Annotated in this window: 15 protein-coding genes; 7 read left to right on the forward strand and 8 right to left on the reverse strand. The window is 46.2% G+C overall.

All coding sequences use genetic code 11. The features are described from left to right. On the forward strand, window positions 1–795 hold the full coding sequence (locus tag DXN04_RS25150; protein ID WP_116856168.1) for an O-methyltransferase: 795 nt from the start codon (window positions 1–3) through the stop codon (window positions 793–795). 45 nt (window positions 796–840) lie between these two features. Here DXN04_RS25150 and DXN04_RS25155 read toward each other — a convergent pair whose 3' ends face one another. Continuing rightward, window positions 841–1,434: a hypothetical protein gene (locus tag DXN04_RS25155; protein WP_116856169.1), complete on the reverse strand. Its 594-nt coding sequence runs from the start codon at window positions 1,432–1,434 to the stop codon at window positions 841–843. 67 nt (window positions 1,435–1,501) lie between these two features. Between DXN04_RS25155 and DXN04_RS25160 the strand changes: the two genes are divergently transcribed. Further along, window positions 1,502–2,275, forward strand: coding sequence for a carboxylesterase family protein (locus DXN04_RS25160; RefSeq protein WP_116856170.1), 774 nt, complete (start codon window positions 1,502–1,504; stop codon window positions 2,273–2,275). Between the two features lie 186 nt (window positions 2,276–2,461). Here the strand turns inward: DXN04_RS25160 and hemL are convergent, their stop codons facing one another. The 7 genes from hemL to hemA are packed head-to-tail and all read right to left on the reverse strand — an operon-like array spanning window position 2,462 to window position 9,551. Next, complete coding sequence (gene hemL / locus DXN04_RS25165; protein ID WP_116856171.1) at window positions 2,462–3,748, reverse strand: glutamate-1-semialdehyde 2,1-aminomutase; 1,287 nt, start codon at window positions 3,746–3,748, stop codon at window positions 2,462–2,464. A gap of 15 nt (window positions 3,749–3,763) precedes the next feature. Continuing rightward, window positions 3,764–4,732, reverse strand: a complete 969-nt coding sequence (gene hemB, locus DXN04_RS25170; protein ID WP_116856172.1) for a porphobilinogen synthase — start codon at window positions 4,730–4,732, stop codon at window positions 3,764–3,766. A gap of 27 nt (window positions 4,733–4,759) precedes the next feature. Continuing rightward, on the reverse strand, window positions 4,760–5,668 hold the full coding sequence (gene hemF, locus DXN04_RS25175) for an oxygen-dependent coproporphyrinogen oxidase (protein ID WP_116856173.1): 909 nt from the start codon (window positions 5,666–5,668) through the stop codon (window positions 4,760–4,762). Continuing rightward, the gene (gene hemE / locus DXN04_RS25180) at window positions 5,668–6,693 is read right to left on the reverse strand and encodes a uroporphyrinogen decarboxylase (protein WP_116856174.1); all 1,026 of its coding nucleotides are present in this window, start codon (window positions 6,691–6,693) and stop codon (window positions 5,668–5,670) included. The genes hemF and hemE overlap by 1 nt, the downstream gene beginning before the upstream one ends. Window positions 6,694–6,698: 5 nt before the next feature. Further along, window positions 6,699–7,382 (reverse strand): uroporphyrinogen-III synthase, encoded by a 684-nt coding sequence (locus DXN04_RS25185; RefSeq protein WP_116856175.1) that lies wholly within the window; start codon window positions 7,380–7,382, stop codon window positions 6,699–6,701. Next, on the reverse strand, window positions 7,372–8,292 hold the full coding sequence (gene hemC, locus DXN04_RS25190; RefSeq protein WP_116856176.1) for a hydroxymethylbilane synthase: 921 nt from the start codon (window positions 8,290–8,292) through the stop codon (window positions 7,372–7,374). The genes DXN04_RS25185 and hemC overlap by 11 nt, the downstream gene beginning before the upstream one ends. 5 nt (window positions 8,293–8,297) lie before the next feature. Then, entirely contained in the window at window positions 8,298–9,551 is a 1,254-nt protein-coding gene (hemA, locus tag DXN04_RS25195) for a glutamyl-tRNA reductase (RefSeq protein ID WP_116856177.1), read from the reverse strand. 342 nt (window positions 9,552–9,893) lie between these two features. Between hemA and hemH the strand changes: the two genes are divergently transcribed. From hemH to DXN04_RS25220, 5 genes are all read left to right on the forward strand, one after another. Continuing rightward, the gene (hemH, locus tag DXN04_RS25200; protein WP_116856178.1) at window positions 9,894–10,931 is read left to right on the forward strand and encodes a ferrochelatase; all 1,038 of its coding nucleotides are present in this window, start codon (window positions 9,894–9,896) and stop codon (window positions 10,929–10,931) included. Between the two features lie 2 nt (window positions 10,932–10,933). After that, complete coding sequence (gene hemG, locus DXN04_RS25205) at window positions 10,934–12,274, forward strand: protoporphyrinogen oxidase (RefSeq protein ID WP_116856179.1); 1,341 nt, start codon at window positions 10,934–10,936, stop codon at window positions 12,272–12,274. Window positions 12,275–12,439: 165 nt separating this feature from the next. Continuing rightward, a complete protein-coding gene (locus DXN04_RS25210) occupies window positions 12,440–13,555 on the forward strand; it encodes a Re/Si-specific NAD(P)(+) transhydrogenase subunit alpha (protein WP_116856180.1) in 1,116 nt (371 codons plus the stop codon). Window positions 13,556–13,562: 7 nt separating this feature from the next. Continuing rightward, entirely contained in the window at window positions 13,563–13,874 is a 312-nt protein-coding gene (locus DXN04_RS25215; RefSeq protein ID WP_116856181.1) for an NAD(P) transhydrogenase subunit alpha, read from the forward strand. Between the two features lie 3 nt (window positions 13,875–13,877). Continuing rightward, window positions 13,878–15,254: an NAD(P)(+) transhydrogenase (Re/Si-specific) subunit beta gene (locus tag DXN04_RS25220; RefSeq protein ID WP_116856182.1), complete on the forward strand. Its 1,377-nt coding sequence runs from the start codon at window positions 13,878–13,880 to the stop codon at window positions 15,252–15,254. The last annotated feature ends 14 nt before the right edge of the window (window positions 15,255–15,268 follow it).

Genomic DNA, 15,268 nt, shown 5'->3' on the forward strand with positions numbered 1-15,268 from the left:
ATGAATGTACAGTGGCAACTTGCTAAAAAATACCTGAATTACTACTTCACAGCCGGTAACCGGCATGATGTACACTCTCCGTTTGTGTATACAATGATTGAAGAGGTGCTGAGAGATAAAAGCCAACCAGCGGATTATAAAGCAGTAGAACAGCTGCGGAAAGAGCTGCTCAGGAGTAATGAAACCCTGCAGGTAACCGACCTGGGAGCAGGTTCTCTCATGAATGCCGGCAATGAGCGGGCCGTAAAAGATATTACAAAGCATGCGGCCAAGCCGCCTAAATTCGGACAATTATTTTACAGGCTCATAAAGTACTATAAGCCACAATATCTGCTGGAATTAGGTACCTCTATGGGATTGTCTACCTCATATATGGCTAAGGCAGCAGCACCCGGTGCAAAGGTCTATACCATAGAAGGATGTCCGAATATTGCGGCAAAGGCAGGAAAGAATTTCCAATCACTGGGTTTACAGAATATCACACAGCGGGTAGGAAATTTTGACCACGTACTGGCAGGTGTACTGGATGAGTTGCCACAGGTAGATTATGTGTTTATTGATGGGAACCATCGTTCAGTGCCTACACTGGAATATTTTGAGCAGTGCCTGGCAAAAGCACATGATCATTCCATTTTTATTTTTGATGATATTCACTGGACACCGGATATGGAGCAGGCCTGGAAGACAATTCAGGACCATCCCAGGGTGACATTTACGATCGATTTATTCTTTATCGGGTTGGTGTTCTTCCTGCCTGATATGAAGATAAAACAGCATTTTGTGTTGAAATATTAGAACGGAGAGGGCAACCTCTTCTTTCTAATATTTCTTTATGGCTTTCTATTCGTGTGGATTTTCAATGAGATCATTTAACCAGTCAGGTACGGTGAACTTACCATAGAATGCAATCAATGTCCGACAGCCCTCATACTTAAACCAGACATACCTTTTCCCCTCTACTGACCTGATATAGATATAGTGCTCCCAACCCTTCGTAGGATCATAATCAATCGTATTACTATAAAAGGTAACCGCGTCATCCCTCACAGACATGCTAGCCTTACTAACGAAGTGAGTGTTACGGTTTAACAGTAAAGATTGCATTTCCTCATCCATCTGCTTCGGCAAAGGTCTTTCGGGATATAACTCAAACACCTCATCTTTTGTAATTATTTCCTCTACCAGGAATTCAATGATATTGGTATCGTCTCCTTTATATTCCAATATAGTACCATAAAGAAGTAAATCCTGGGGATCTTCTTCTTCTCTTTCCTTTAAAGGAATAGTACTTTCCTCAGCATACCCAAGCCAGATCTTAGTGCCAGGATCAGGATGTATAAAAGGTAGAGCTGGATGTACCTCTACGCTATAAGTCTTCTCACTGAGCCATTCCTGAAAAATGCAGACAAAAGCCCTGATATAATCCATCTTCATATGTCAAATTTAAAAATTTGTTTTCACTTAAAGGAAGTTCCTATTTTACGCACTTAAAGTTCCACCCATGATGAAAACATATTTTACCCTGCTGCTATGCCTGATCATATCTCTCGCCAAAGCACAAACACCCGATTACAGCGCATACAGTTACGAAGAATACATCCACAACGGAGACACCCTTCGTTACCGCCTGCTCACACCATTGCACTACGACATCCATAAAAAATATCCCCTCATCGTATTCCTCCACGGCTCAGGAGAACGTGGACGCGACAATGCTGCTCAATTGGTGCATGGCGGTGCCTTATTTTTACAGGATTCTATCCGGGAAAAATACCCTGCATTCGTGCTCTTTCCACAATTGCCTAACGACTCTACCTGGGGGCCTTTAACACGCACTGAAACAGGTCGTATGTTCCCTGCCGATGCCCCGCCTACTGTTCCTGGCAGGTTAGTAGGAGAGCTGGTAGATAGCTTGAATAAAACAGGAAAGATCGAAGCAAAAAAGGTTTATATCGGAGGTTTATCGCTCGGAGGGATGGGTACATTCGATCTGCTGGCAAGATATCCGCAAAAGTGGGCAGCCGGCTTCCCGATTTGTGGTGCGGGTGCTGTAGAAAATGCAAAGAAATTCAAATCCATTCCTGTCTGGATTTTCCATGGCGGTGCTGATCCTGTAGTTCCTGTTCAAGGTTCAAGAGATTACTATGAGGCACTGAAAAAACTGAAAGCGGAAGTAAAGTATTCAGAGTACCCGGGTGTAGGACACAATAGCTGGGATAATGCTTTTGCTGAACCGGATTTAGTACCTTGGTTACTTTCACACAAACGTAAATAGGTTACGCTCACACAAGGTGAATAGGTTACGCTCACACAAGGTGAATAGGTTACGCTCACCTAAACGCCAATAGTTCAGGCTTACACAAACCTAAAAAAGCTACTCTCACACAAGCATAAATAAAAAAATAAACGCCCCGACTTGACCGGGGCGTTTTTCCACTCTGCACAGGATTTGAATTGTTAACTATTTCAGGGACGCAATTGAACTTTTAGCAGCTGCAATTGTTTCGTCCAGATCTTCGATTGTCAAAGCATTACTTATGAACCAGCTTTCGAATGCGGATGGTGGCAGGTAAATACCTTTTTCCAGCATTGAATGGAAGAAACGCTTGAATAATTCGTTATTTGCACCGGAGGCTGCGTCAAAATCAATAATAGGATATTCTGCGAAATGCACACTAAGCATTGAACCAATGCTGTTTACCTGGTGAACGATGCCAGCCGCATTTAATACTGATTGTAAACCACCTGAGAGGTATGCTGTTTTTTCTGCCAATTGCCGGTAGATGTCAGGATTGTCGTTTAACGTCTGCAACAGTGTATAACCAGCTATCATGGCTATAGGATTGCCGCTCAATGTTCCAGCCTGGTAGACTTTACCAGCCGGTGCTACATTTTCCATGATTTCCTTACGTCCGGCGAAGGCACCTACAGGCATCCCTGCGCCAATTATCTTGCCAAAGGTAACCAAATCTGCTTTAATATTGAACAGTTCCTGCGCACCTCCTCTGGCCAAACGGAAACCGGTCATTACCTCGTCAAAAATCAGCAGGATGTTGTGCTCATCACAGATGTAACGGAGCCCATCTAAAAACCCTTGCTGGGGAAGGATACAGCCCATGTTGCCTGCTACCGGTTCTACGATAATGGCTGCTATCTGGTCCGGATATTCCTTCACTAAATTTTCCACAGCCGGTAAATTATTGTAAGGAACGGTCAAGGTATCTTCTGCAACAGTTTGCGTAACCCCCGGCACAGATTGTATACCTAATGTAGCTACTCCACTGCCTGCATTTACAAGAAAAGCATCGGCATGACCATGATAGTTACCCGTGAATTTGACGAACTTATTGCGGCCCGTATAACCCCTGGCCACACGCATAGCACTCATACAGGCTTCTGTACCAGAGTTCACCATACGTACCATATCAATGTTCGGTACCATGCTTACGATCAGCTCCGCAATCTTAGTTTCCAGTTCTGTCGGCGCACCGAAGGAAGTGGAATAGCCTGCATATTCCTGGATGGCATTAATCACCGGTTCATAAGCATGACCCAGGATCATTGGTCCCCATGAGTTGATATAATCAATGTATCTGTTGCCATCTACATCGTAGAGGTATGCACCTTTAGCACTCTTCATGAAAATGGGGGTACCACCTACACTTTTGAATGCGCGTACAGGAGAATTCACACCACCGGGAATGACATTTTTAGCTTGGTCGAAAAGTTTCTTGCTTTGCTCGTACATGGTAGTTAAAGCTGTTTATTGTAATAATTTAGCTGCGTCTTTCGCAAAATAAGTAGCTATCAGGCTTGCTCCTGCACGCTTGATGCTGGTCAGCGTTTCCAGGATTGTCTTGTTCTCGTCCAGCCATCCTTTTTGTGCTGCTGCCTTGATCATAGCGTACTCGCCGCTCACATGATAGGCACTGATTGGCACATGTACAGTATCTTTCAGTATACGAATAATATCCAGGTAAGCCAGTGCTGGTTTTACCATTACAATATCCGCGCCCTGTTCTATATCCTGCTGTGTTTCCAGGATTGCTTCTGTGGAGTTTGCATAATCCATCTGGTACGTTTTCTTGTCACCAAAACCTGGTGCAGAATCCAGTGCATCGCGGAATGGCCCATAGAAACAGGATGCATATTTGGCACTATATGCCATGATCCCTGTGTTCGTGAAATTATTCTCTTCCAGAATGTTGCGGATAGCCAGGATACGGCCGTCCATCATATCACTTGGTGCTACGAAATCGGCACCTGCCTGTGCATGGCTCAGACTCATGCGGGTCAGTACTTCTACAGTCGCATCATTTACAATCTGCTCACCTTCCACGATACCGTCATGGCCATGGATGGAGTAAGGATCCAATGCTACATCCGTCATCACTACGATACCTGGTACCGCATCCTTAATGGCCTTGATACTGCGCTGCATCAATCCGTCCGGATTCACAGCTTCTGTACCTTTATTATCTTTCAGGTTGTCAGGAACCATTACAAACAGCAGTACACTCTTCACACCCAGGCTCCACAGTTCTTTTACCTCTGTCACAATCAGATCCAGTGAATACCGGAAATAGCCCGGCATGGAAATGATCTCTTCTTTTACGCCCTTCCCTTCTACAACGAATAGGGGGGCAATGAAATCGCTCGGCCTTAAAATCGTTTCCGCAACCATAGCACGTATGGCGGGATTAGCTCTCAAAATTCTGTTACGGCGAATCATAATATCTCTGTTTTTGTGTTAGCAATTTTATGCCCATTCCCGGGGTTGCAGGTACTCCACCATTTTGGCTTCCGGGCTACCTGGTGCCGGGTGATAATCGTATTCCCAGCGGGCCCTGGGTGGTAAGCTCATTAGGATAGATTCAATTCTGCCATTCGTCTTGAGGCCGAATAAGGTACCTCTGTCATGGATCAGGTTGAATTCTACATAACGACCTCTCCTGTATTCCTGCCAGTCTTTGTTAGCAGTAGTGTAAGGTAAGTCTTTTGTCTTTTCCACGATCGGCAGGTAAGCATGGATAAATGCCTCCCCGGTAGCTTTGGAGAAAAGAAATAAATCCTCCGCAGTTCTGCCGGCATCGGGGCGTAAATAATCGTAGAAAATACCACCTATACCACGCGTCTCATTGTTGCGATGTTTGTTCACAAAGTATTCATCGCATTGTTTTTTATAGAGCGGATATATGTGGGTGCCGAAAGGATCGCAGGCATTTTTGAATGTGCGATGGAAGTGTTTGCCATCTTCTTCATCCAGGTAATAGGGGGTAAGGTCTGCACCACCACCAAACCAGCTATCCTTAATATTACCTGCAGCGTCATACAGCTCAAAGTAGCGCCAGTTAGCATGTACAGTAGGTACATAAGGATTCAGCGGATGGATCACCAGTGAGATCCCACAGGCCATAAACTGTCCGCCACTTACACCAAACTGTTTCGCCATTACTTCAGGCAATTCACCTTCTACTACCGAGGTATTTACCCCACCTTTCTCAAACACATTCCCGTCTGCAATCACGCGGGTTTTCCCACCACCGCCACCAGGGCGTTCCCAGCGATCTTCGCGGAAAGTAGCTTTCCCATCTATCTTCTCCAGTGCTGCACAGATATCATCCTGCAGCTGGTGTATAAAAGGAATGAATTTTTCTTTAACGCTCATTAGTACGCTTTTACAGTCTCAACAAATGCTTTTGCATGATCAACCGGAACATTTGGCAGGATGCCGTGTCCCAGGTTAGCAATATGCCTGTGGCCACCAAAACTTTTCAGCATGTTTTTCACCGCTTTCTCAATTTCAGGAATGGGTGCCAGTAATTTGGCAGGGTCGAAATTGCCCTGCAAAGTTACGTTCGGACCAGCAAATTGCCTGGCCAGTTCAGGTTTGATACACCAGTCTATACCGAGGCCATGGGCACCGGTTGCAGCCATTTCTTCCAGTGCAAACCAGGCTCCTTTTGCAAAGAGAATGGTAGGGCACACATCTTTCAAAGCAGCCACGATCTGGCGCATGTATTGGAGAGAGAATACTTCAAAGTCTTCAGGGCTCAGCATACCACCCCATGAATCAAAGATCTGTACCAGGTCAGCACCGGCTTTCACCTGTTCTTTCAGATAGATGATTGTCGTATCGGTGATCATCTGCAGCAGCTGGTGTGCTACAGCAGGTTGCTGATAACAGAATTGCTTGGCACCATCAAAGGTTTTGGAGCCACGACCCTGTACCATATAGCAGAGCAGGGTCCAGGGGGCACCAGCAAAGCCGATCAGGGGAACTGCACCATCCAAAGCTTGTTTGGTCATGCGCAGGGCATCGAATACATAACCCAGTTTATCATTTACATCAGGCACACATACTCTCTTCATATCTTCAATCGTCCTGATTGGATCCGGTAAAACAGGGCCTGTCTTTTCGATCAGCTGTACTTCGAGACCCATAGCCTGAGGGACTACAAGAATATCGGAAAAGATAATGGCCGCATCTACGCCTACCTGGTGTACAGGCATCACAGTGATTTCTGTAGCCAGTTCAGGTTTCATACAGCGTTCAAAGAAGGAATATTTTTCCCGCAGCTTGATGTAATCAGGGAGATAACGGCCGGCCTGGCGCATCATCCATACAGGTGTACGTTCCGTTTTTTCTCCGCGTAAAGCTCTCAGTAAAAGGTCATTCTTTAATGCGTTCATTAGTCTTAATTATGATTGTTAAAATAAGTTATTGCAGTTTGTACCAGTTGTGCGGCAGAAGGTTTGCCGGGATTGACTACGATATTGCCGGTATATGTTTTCAGTGCCTGTGCGGTGGTGTTTCCGATGGCAAAGCAGATAGTGTTGTTCCTTGTATGATTGGCAGCAAAGTAGCTGTGAACGCCGCTGGGGCTGAAGAAGAGCACCCCGTCAAAATCCGTATCCAGTACAGATTCCACGGCGATGGTTTCATACACAATTACTTCTTTTAATGTAATACCTTTTTGCGCGAGCAGATCAGGCAATTCATCACGACGCTGGTTACCACAAAAGAACAATACAGGCGAGTTTTGGATTTTTGCCGCCAATGCAGCCGCATCATGCGCTGTTGCCAGGATGGATGCTTTTGGGAAAGCGGCTTTCACAGCATCCAGCGTAGCCCCGGCCAGACAATATATTTGTGCAGGTTGTGCAAAATCCTGCATACTGCTTACAGCATGTGCACTGGTGAATACACAGACTGGATAGACCTGCAGTAATTGACTGATTTCTTCCTTTAGTGTGGTGGTGATAACAGGCTGTATACGGATAAAAGCTTGTACAGTGATTTCAAAGCCTTGTTGGGCCGCCGATTCCAGCAAGGATGCCGGCAAATCTTTTGTACTTAATATGCGGTAATTACCTTGCATTTTTTATCTGTGCTACGATTTGATCTCCTCCATTATTGAGAATCGTTTTTGCAGCGTTAATACCGATAGATGCAGCAGCATCCAAAGGGGCGGCGGTTTCTGTTTTCAGCAGTTGGTCTCCGTTCAGGCTACACAGTTCACCACTAAAGTGTACCACACCATCTTTAATAGATGCATATGCACTGATAGGTGTAGTACAACCACCCATCAATCCGCGTAAAAAGTCGCGTTCAATCCGGGTACAGAGTGCAGTAGGAAGATCATTCAATGCTTCCAGGGCCTGGCGGCAGTAATCATCGTTTTCACGGCATACTGATACGACAGCACCCTGAGCAGGAGCAGGCAGCATCCAGTCTATTTCAACAGAAGTAGCTGGACGTACACCAATCCTTTCCAGGCCTGCGGCCGCAAAGATGGCACCATCCCAGTTTTCATTGGCCAGTTTCTGCAGGCGCGTATTTACATTGCCACGCAGGTTGTGCAGCTGGTGCTGTGGATATTTACGTAACCATTGTGCTTTGCGGCGTACGCTACTGGTAGCGATGTTCGCAATGTAGTCCGGCTGATCCAGGAAGGTCGTATCTGTTTTATAAACCAGCAGATCCTTAACAGGGCCTCTTTCGAGTACCGCAGCCTGTATAATACCTGTGGGCAGTTGAGTGGGAACGTCTTTGAGTGAATGTACGGCAATATCTATTTTTCCGTTCAGCAATGCAATATCAAGGCTCTTTGTAAATATGCCCTGTACGCCTATCTCATACAGTGGAGTGACGAGGTCTATATCGCCTTCGCTTTTTATGGGCACCAGCACAGTAGTATATCCCTGTGCTTCCAGGAGGTATTTAACTTTATTAGCCTGCCACAGTGCGAGCTGGCTTTCCCTTGTGCCGATCTTGATTTCTTTACTCATTATGATTAATCCTGCTTAACTCCTGCCTCGAAAATATCGTTGATCATGGAGATGTACTGATCACTTTTATCTGTTTCACGGCGCACTTTTCCAGCCATCAGGTTGATCATTTTCTGGATGATACGTGACGAGACAGCTTCCATATCTTCCAGTTTATATTGTGCGCCGTTTTTCTGCTGTTGAATTTCTTTGGTATGAATTTCCTGCAGCTTATCTTTCACGGCTTTGAGTACCACAGCATGCTTACGCATCTTGTACCAGTAGAGAAACTCATTCATGTGCTCCTCGATAATAGAAAGTGCTTTTGGCACTTCCTGCTGCCGCATCTGCAATGTTTCGTCCTGTATTTTGGACAGCTCATCCACGTTTACCAGGGAGATATGAGGGAGTTCAACGACTTCCGGTGCCACATTGAAAGGGATGGAGAGGTCGATAATCAGTTTGGGACCTGACCCTTCAAAGTGTTGTTTGAGGATATTCGGTTCCGGTGCATTGGAGGCAACCAGGATAATATCGGCTCTGTTCAGTTCTTCCTTCAGGTTTTCGTAGGGAGCATAGCGGAGGCCATGCTCTTTGGCAAAATCTTCAGCCACAGACAGTGTTCTGTTTACCAGGGTCACATCTGCTACACCGAGGTAATCCATCATGTTTTTGATGGTATTGCGGCCTATTTTTCCTACACCTACCAGTAAAATCTTTTTATTGAGGATGTCCGGCACCTTGTATTCCAGCATACGTACAGCGGCAAAAGCGACAGATACGGTACCGGCACTGAGGGCGGTTTCATTCTTAATCAGTTTTGATACCTGCAGTACGCTGTTCACCAGTCGCTCCTGGAAACCGCCGAGGCATCCGTTGGTTTTTGCGAATCTTGTTGCGTTGCGGATCTGACCAATAATTTCATAGTCACCCAGGATCTGAGAATCGAGACCCGTACCTACCTGGTACAGGTGCTTGATGGCCTCTTCGCCTGATTTAACATAGGAGAGCTGGCTGAAGAGGTTGCAATCGCCTTCTGTCTGGCGACACACCATTTCTACCAGTTGTTGTGGATCTTCAGCAAAGCCATAGATCTCTGTTCTGTTACAAGTGGAGAGTACGAACACATCATCGAGGTACGCAGTTTTTGCCTGCTCGAGCAATTGCCCGTATTGTGCCTGATTGATTGCGAACGACCCCCTTATAGCTGCATCTGTCTTTTTATAGTTGATACCAACTATATGATAGTGGGCTATATCCTTTGATTGACTACCCTGCATTGTTTATTATAAGCTTCCGGTGCAAAAATACATTCATAGAGTGCAACATCAGGCTTCAGGCTGTCATTAGTTAGTCATTTCCACTGATGGTGATCAGTATTAGCAGAAAAATGATTTTTGTCAGTTTGTGTATTAATTTTGATCATATACGCCCTGGCCTGTTGTTGGGTACTGGCCAGGTTTTAGTTTTAACCGGGCCACAGGCCATTCTCCCGGACAGTGATCGCTGACGCTGTTGGGTCATTAAAACGCAAAATCGGTCACTACCCGTTATTTCAACAATTGTATGACATTAACAGGGCACCAAACCTATTACATTTGCATCAATTTTTAAAGAGTCGAATGGAAGCTAAATCTGATATAGGAATCATTCTGATGAACTTAGGTTCACCGGATTCTACCGCAGTACCTGATGTTAAGCGATATTTAAATGAATTTCTGATGGACAAAAGGGTGATCGATTACCCTTACCTGTTCCGTTTACTGCTCATCAAAGGTATCATAGTACCCCGGCGCGCGCCGAAGTCCGCTGAGGCATATCAGTCTATCTGGTGGCCTGAAGGCTCGCCCCTGATTGTATTGACAAAGCAATTGCAGAATGCAGTCACACACGACCTGGACATGCCGGTAGAAATAGCCATGCGTTATGGAAATCCATCTCAGGAAGCAGCCTACGAAAACTTATTAAAGAAGAATCCGAACCTGAAAGAGGTGGTATTGCTGCCGCTGTATCCACACTATGCCATGTCATCCTATGAAACGGCAGTGGAGCACGCGAAGAGCGTACACAAAAAGAAGAAGTACCCGTTCAGGCTCACGGTAGTACCTCCTTATTATAAAGAACCTGATTACATCAATGCACTGGCAGAGAGCATGCGTCCTTACGTATCGCAGGACTTTGATCACCTGCTGTTCAGTTATCATGGGGTACCGGAAAGGCATATACACAAAGGTGATATCACCGGCAAGCATTGCCTGAAGGTAGCCGATTGCTGTCATGTAGACTCTCCTGCACATGATTTTTGTTATCGTCATCAGGTACATATTACTGCAGAACTGGTAGCAGAAAAACTGAAAATTCCACGGGAGAAGTGGAGTGTATCTTTCCAGTCCAGACTCGGAAGGGAAGAATGGCTCAAGCCCTACACTGCCACACAATTGGAAGAATTGCCTAAGCAGGGCGTAAAACGCCTGCTGGTAGCATGCCCGGCTTTCGTATCCGATTGCCTCGAAACGCTGGAAGAAATAGCGGTGGAAGGAAAGCACTCTTTTATCAGTAGCGGTGGAGATAGTTTCACTATGATCCCCTGTTTGAATATCCACCCACTTTGGGTGGCGGCAATCGTGAAATGGATGGGGGCGTTGCAAGCCAATAATTAATCATGGATACACATCAACCTGTTATCATTGTAGGCGCCGGCATAGCCGGGCTCACTGTCGCCTACGAGTTACAGAAAAAAGGAATCCCTTATCAGATACTGGAAGCAGGAGATAAGGCCGGAGGCGTGATCCGCTCATTGCACATCGATGGCTATGAGCTGGATGCAGGACCTAACTCTATTGGTGCTACGCCGGACACGTTGTCGTTCCTCACTGAAATCGGATTGAAAGATGTAGTGATGGAAGCCACAGCTGCCAGCAAGAATCGTTTCCTCGTTAGAAACGGCCAGTTACACAGTATTTCGCCCAACCCGGTGAAAATAATCAGTTCCAAATATGTAAGCGGCGGCGCCAAGTGGCGATTGTTCACAGAGAGCTTCCGCAAAGCAGATAAAACTACGCAGGAAGAATCCGTATCATCTTTTGTGACCCGTCGTTTTGGTGCGGAGATCATGGAGTATGTGTTTGAACCTGTGCTGTCCGGTATCTATGCCGGTAACCCTGATAAATTATCTATCCAGGAAGTGCTGCCCATGTTGCCGAAATGGGAAAAGACCTACGGCAGTGTCACCAGGGGGATGATGAAGAGCAAAGGCGATATGGGTGGTCGTAAGATCATTGCTTTCAAAGGCGGCAACCAGGTATTGCCGGAGAAACTGGTCTCCCTGCTGCACACACCTGTCAAAATGGGGTGTAAGGTGACCGGAATTACCAAAGGTGCGACTGATTATATTGTGCAGTACGAAGAAAATGGACAAACGCAGATGCTGAATGCAGGGCATGTGATCTTCACAACCCCTGCTTATGCTACCGCAGGTGCCGTGGCTGCCTTGGACGCATCCTTGTCCGACACCCTGAAAGCACTGCATTATCCACATATGGGAGTATTGCATCTTGGTTTTGGAAAAGAAGCGAAGGATAAAATTCCGGAAGGCTTTGGTTTCCTCGTACCACATGCAGAAAAGAAACATTTCCTGGGAGCAATCTGTAATTCTGCAGTATTTCCAAACAGGGCACCCGAAGGGAAGGTATTATTTACCGTATTCGTAGGTGGTGCTCAGCAGGAATCCCTGTTCGATCAGTTAGGCGCTACCCAATTGCAGGCGACGGTCGTGAAAGAATTCATGGAATTGCTGGGATTGACGACAGCGCCTGAATTACAAAAGTTCAGTGAATGGCAGAAAGCCATTCCACAGTTAAATGTAGGATTTGCCGCCACGAGAGAAATGATTAAATCATTTGAAGTAAGGAACCCGGGTATTATAGTAGCCGGCAATTATGTAACAGGAGTATCTATTCCAGGCATTATTTCCGCAGCAAAAGGAATAGCTGAACGGGTATAGCATATCTTTTCTGAATTGAATGAAGCCGGCCGCAGGCCGTACGCTTCGCTCCGCCATTTTTCGCTGATCTCTCCAACAGCGAAAAATGGCGGTTTTTTTTTCAACAAAATGCGTTTTTGTTTATGGGAAAAAAGAACCGTAAATTCAGTACATAAATTCCACTGAATGATCATAGGGGTTCTAAAAGAACAGCTACCAGAAAAAAGGGTTTCTTTAGTACCGGACATAGTAAAGCAGCTGGGGAAACAGGGCGTAACTGTTTGGGTAGAACCAGATGCGGGCGCAGCCGCTTTTCATTCCGATGATACCTATATACAGGCCGGGGCCGCTCTCATGCCCAGGACCGATATCCTGCAGCAATCAGATCTGGTATGCAGCATCCAGATCCCGGAAGACTGGCATTTACTCCGGGCAGGCACTATCCTGGCCGGTGTTTACCAACCATTACATCATCACGATCTTATGCAGCAATGGGCTGCAAAAAGTCTTACTACTTATAGCCTGGATAATATACCCCGGACTACACGCGCACAATCGATGGATATACTAAGCTCCCAGGCAAATATCGCAGGTTATAAAGCTGTATTGCTGGCTGCCGTCTCGTATGGCCGGTACTTCCCCATGTTCATGACAGCAGCAGGCACTATTGCTCCCGCTAAAGTATTGATCCTGGGTGCCGGCGTAGCAGGCTTACAGGCCATTGCCACTGCGCGCAGACTGGGAGCCGTAGTCGAGGTATTTGATACCCGGCCCGTTGTGAGAGAAGAAGTGATGAGCCTTGGCGCGAAATTCATTTCCGTAGAAGGTGCAGCCGATGCCTCGCAGGCCGGTGGTTATGCTGTAGAACAATCCGCTGATTACAAACAACAACAGGAAGTACTGATCGCCGCAAGTATTACCAAAGCAGATATTGTCATTACCACCGCACAGATTCCCGGCAAACGCGCACCGCTGCTGGTAACAGCACAAATGATCAACAGTATGCGACCGGGTAGTGTGATCGTAGACCTTGCCGCCGGTACAGGAGGCAACACCGCGCTTACTCAGAACCAGCAAACAGTATTTCACAACGGCATCACAATTATAGGTGACTCCAATCTCGCAGCCAGCATGCCTGCCGATGCCAGTAAACTGTATGCCAAAAACGTATTCAACTTCCTGCAACTGCTCATCAAAGATGGCCAGTTAGTGAACAATCTGCAGGACGATATCATTAAAGGTGCCTGTATCACACACGAAGGTGCCGTGATCAGTGAAAGACTGCAGGCCGTATTAAAATAACAGCACAATGGACATTCTTTCGTTTTTTGAACAACATATGGAGATGACCTATGTGGTAATCCTCTCCGTTTTCCTGGGTATAGAAGTTATTTCCCGGGTGCCATCTGTATTGCATACCCCGTTGATGAGTGGTGCCAATGCGATACATGGTGTCGTTATAATCGGTGCCATCATCGTCATGGGCGAAGCGGAGAAAGATAATTATCCCGCACTGATCCTGGGCTTCCTGGCCGTCATCTTAGGTACACTAAATGTAGTGGGTGGATTTGTAGTGACCGATCGTATGCTGGAAATGTTCAAGTCAAAGAAAAATAAATAGCCCATGTTATCATTGATCTACCTGATTGGCTCTGTTACCTTCATCGTTGGCCTTAAAATGCTAAGCCATCCTGCCACTGCACGCAAAGGCAATTTGATAGCGGCAGGAGGGATGTTCATCTCCATACTGGGCACCATCTTTTTGTATACACACAATGGCGAACACCTGCATAATTTCTGGTGGATAGCCGGCGGACTCTTAATTGGAGGGGTGATCGGTCTCGTATCTGCAAAGAAGGTGAAGATGACCGCTATGCCCGAGATGGTGAGCTTGTTCAATGGAATGGGTGGTGCATGTGCAGCATTGATCTCGATCGTTGAATTTGAGCATGTAAATGCGGAAACAACAAGTCTGCATTTGCTCATCATATTTGCAGGACTCATCATCGGTAGTATTTCCTTTGCCGGTTCTATCATCGCCTGGGGAAAACTAAACGGGAAAATCAAAGACATCGCCTTTAAAGGGCAGCATATATTCAATATTATATTGTTGATCGTAATACTGGCGATAGCAGCATTCGTTATTGGTGTGCAGCCTGTTACCATGGCGTGGTGGATGCTGGCTGTGTTATTGTTATCACTCTTATACGGTGTGTTTTTTGTATTGCCGATCGGTGGTGCAGACATGCCGGTGGTGATTTCATTACTGAACTCCTTTACCGGTGTGGCAGCGGCTTGTGGCGGATTCCTGTACAATAACCCGGTGATGCTCACAGGTGGTATCCTGGTAGGTTCTGCAGGTACTATTCTAACAATCCTCATGTGTAAAGCCATGAACCGTTCCCTGAAAAATGTATTGATTGGCAGTTTTGGTGGCAGCAACACAGGCAGTGGCAGTAAAGAGCAGGGAGCTTACAGGGAAATCGGGTTGTCAGATGCAGCAGTTGTATTAGCTTATGCCCACAAAGTAATGATCGTACCGGGATATGGATTGGCCGTTGCACAGGCACAACATGCCTGTCATGAACTGGAGGTATTGCTGGAAGCAAAAGGCGTAGAAGTAAGGTATGCCATCCACCCCGTAGCGGGCAGAATGCCGGGACATATGAATGTGTTACTGGCGGAAGCAGATGTGCCTTACGAGAAATTACTGGAAATGGAACAGGCGAATCCCCGCTTTAATACCACCGATGTCGTGCTGGTACTTGGGGCCAATGATGTGGTTAATCCTGCTGCCAAAAGTGATCCTGCATCGCCCATTTACGGCATGCCTATCCTGGAAGTAGAGCATGCAAAAACAGTGATCGTCAATAAAAGAAGTATGAAGCCCGGCTATGCAGGCATTGAGAATGAATTGTTTTTCAGACCAAAAACCGCCATGCTGTTTGGAGATGCGAAAGCCGTGATGCAGCAGCTGATTGCAGAGATCACACAGGTGTAAAGCAGGTCACCTTT

It is taken from the genome of Chitinophaga silvisoli, from assembly GCF_003412465.1.
Classification (GTDB): Bacteria; Bacteroidota; Bacteroidia; order Chitinophagales; family Chitinophagaceae; genus Chitinophaga; species Chitinophaga silvisoli.

Bases quoted from the DNA above. Each gene is read 5' to 3' on its own strand.
- hemL (WP_116856171.1), bottom strand. From the start codon at position 3,748: ATGTACGAGCAAAGCAAGAAACTTTTCGACCAAGCTAAAAATGTCATT.
- hemF (WP_116856173.1), bottom strand. From the start codon at position 5,668: ATGAGCGTTAAAGAAAAATTCATTCCTTTTATACACCAGCTGCAGGAT.
- hemB (WP_116856172.1), bottom strand. From the start codon at position 4,732: ATGATTCGCCGTAACAGAATTTTGAGAGCTAATCCCGCCATACGTGCT.
- hemC (WP_116856176.1), bottom strand. From the start codon at position 8,292: ATGAGTAAAGAAATCAAGATCGGCACAAGGGAAAGCCAGCTCGCACTG.
- hemA (WP_116856177.1), bottom strand. From the start codon at position 9,551: ATGCAGGGTAGTCAATCAAAGGATATAGCCCACTATCATATAGTTGGT.
- DXN04_RS25150 (WP_116856168.1), top strand. From the start codon at position 1: ATGAATGTACAGTGGCAACTTGCTAAAAAATACCTGAATTACTACTTC.
- hemH (WP_116856178.1), top strand. From the start codon at position 9,894: ATGGAAGCTAAATCTGATATAGGAATCATTCTGATGAACTTAGGTTCA.
- DXN04_RS25185 (WP_116856175.1), bottom strand. From the start codon at position 7,382: ATGCAAGGTAATTACCGCATATTAAGTACAAAAGATTTGCCGGCATCC.
- DXN04_RS25220 (WP_116856182.1), top strand. From the start codon at position 13,878: ATGTTATCATTGATCTACCTGATTGGCTCTGTTACCTTCATCGTTGGC.
- DXN04_RS25215 (WP_116856181.1), top strand. From the start codon at position 13,563: ATGGACATTCTTTCGTTTTTTGAACAACATATGGAGATGACCTATGTG.
- hemE (WP_116856174.1), bottom strand. From the start codon at position 6,693: ATGAACGCATTAAAGAATGACCTTTTACTGAGAGCTTTACGCGGAGAA.
- DXN04_RS25160 (WP_116856170.1), top strand. From the start codon at position 1,502: ATGATGAAAACATATTTTACCCTGCTGCTATGCCTGATCATATCTCTC.
- hemG (WP_116856179.1), top strand. From the start codon at position 10,934: ATGGATACACATCAACCTGTTATCATTGTAGGCGCCGGCATAGCCGGG.
- DXN04_RS25155 (WP_116856169.1), bottom strand. From the start codon at position 1,434: ATGAAGATGGATTATATCAGGGCTTTTGTCTGCATTTTTCAGGAATGG.
- DXN04_RS25210 (WP_116856180.1), top strand. From the start codon at position 12,440: ATGATCATAGGGGTTCTAAAAGAACAGCTACCAGAAAAAAGGGTTTCT.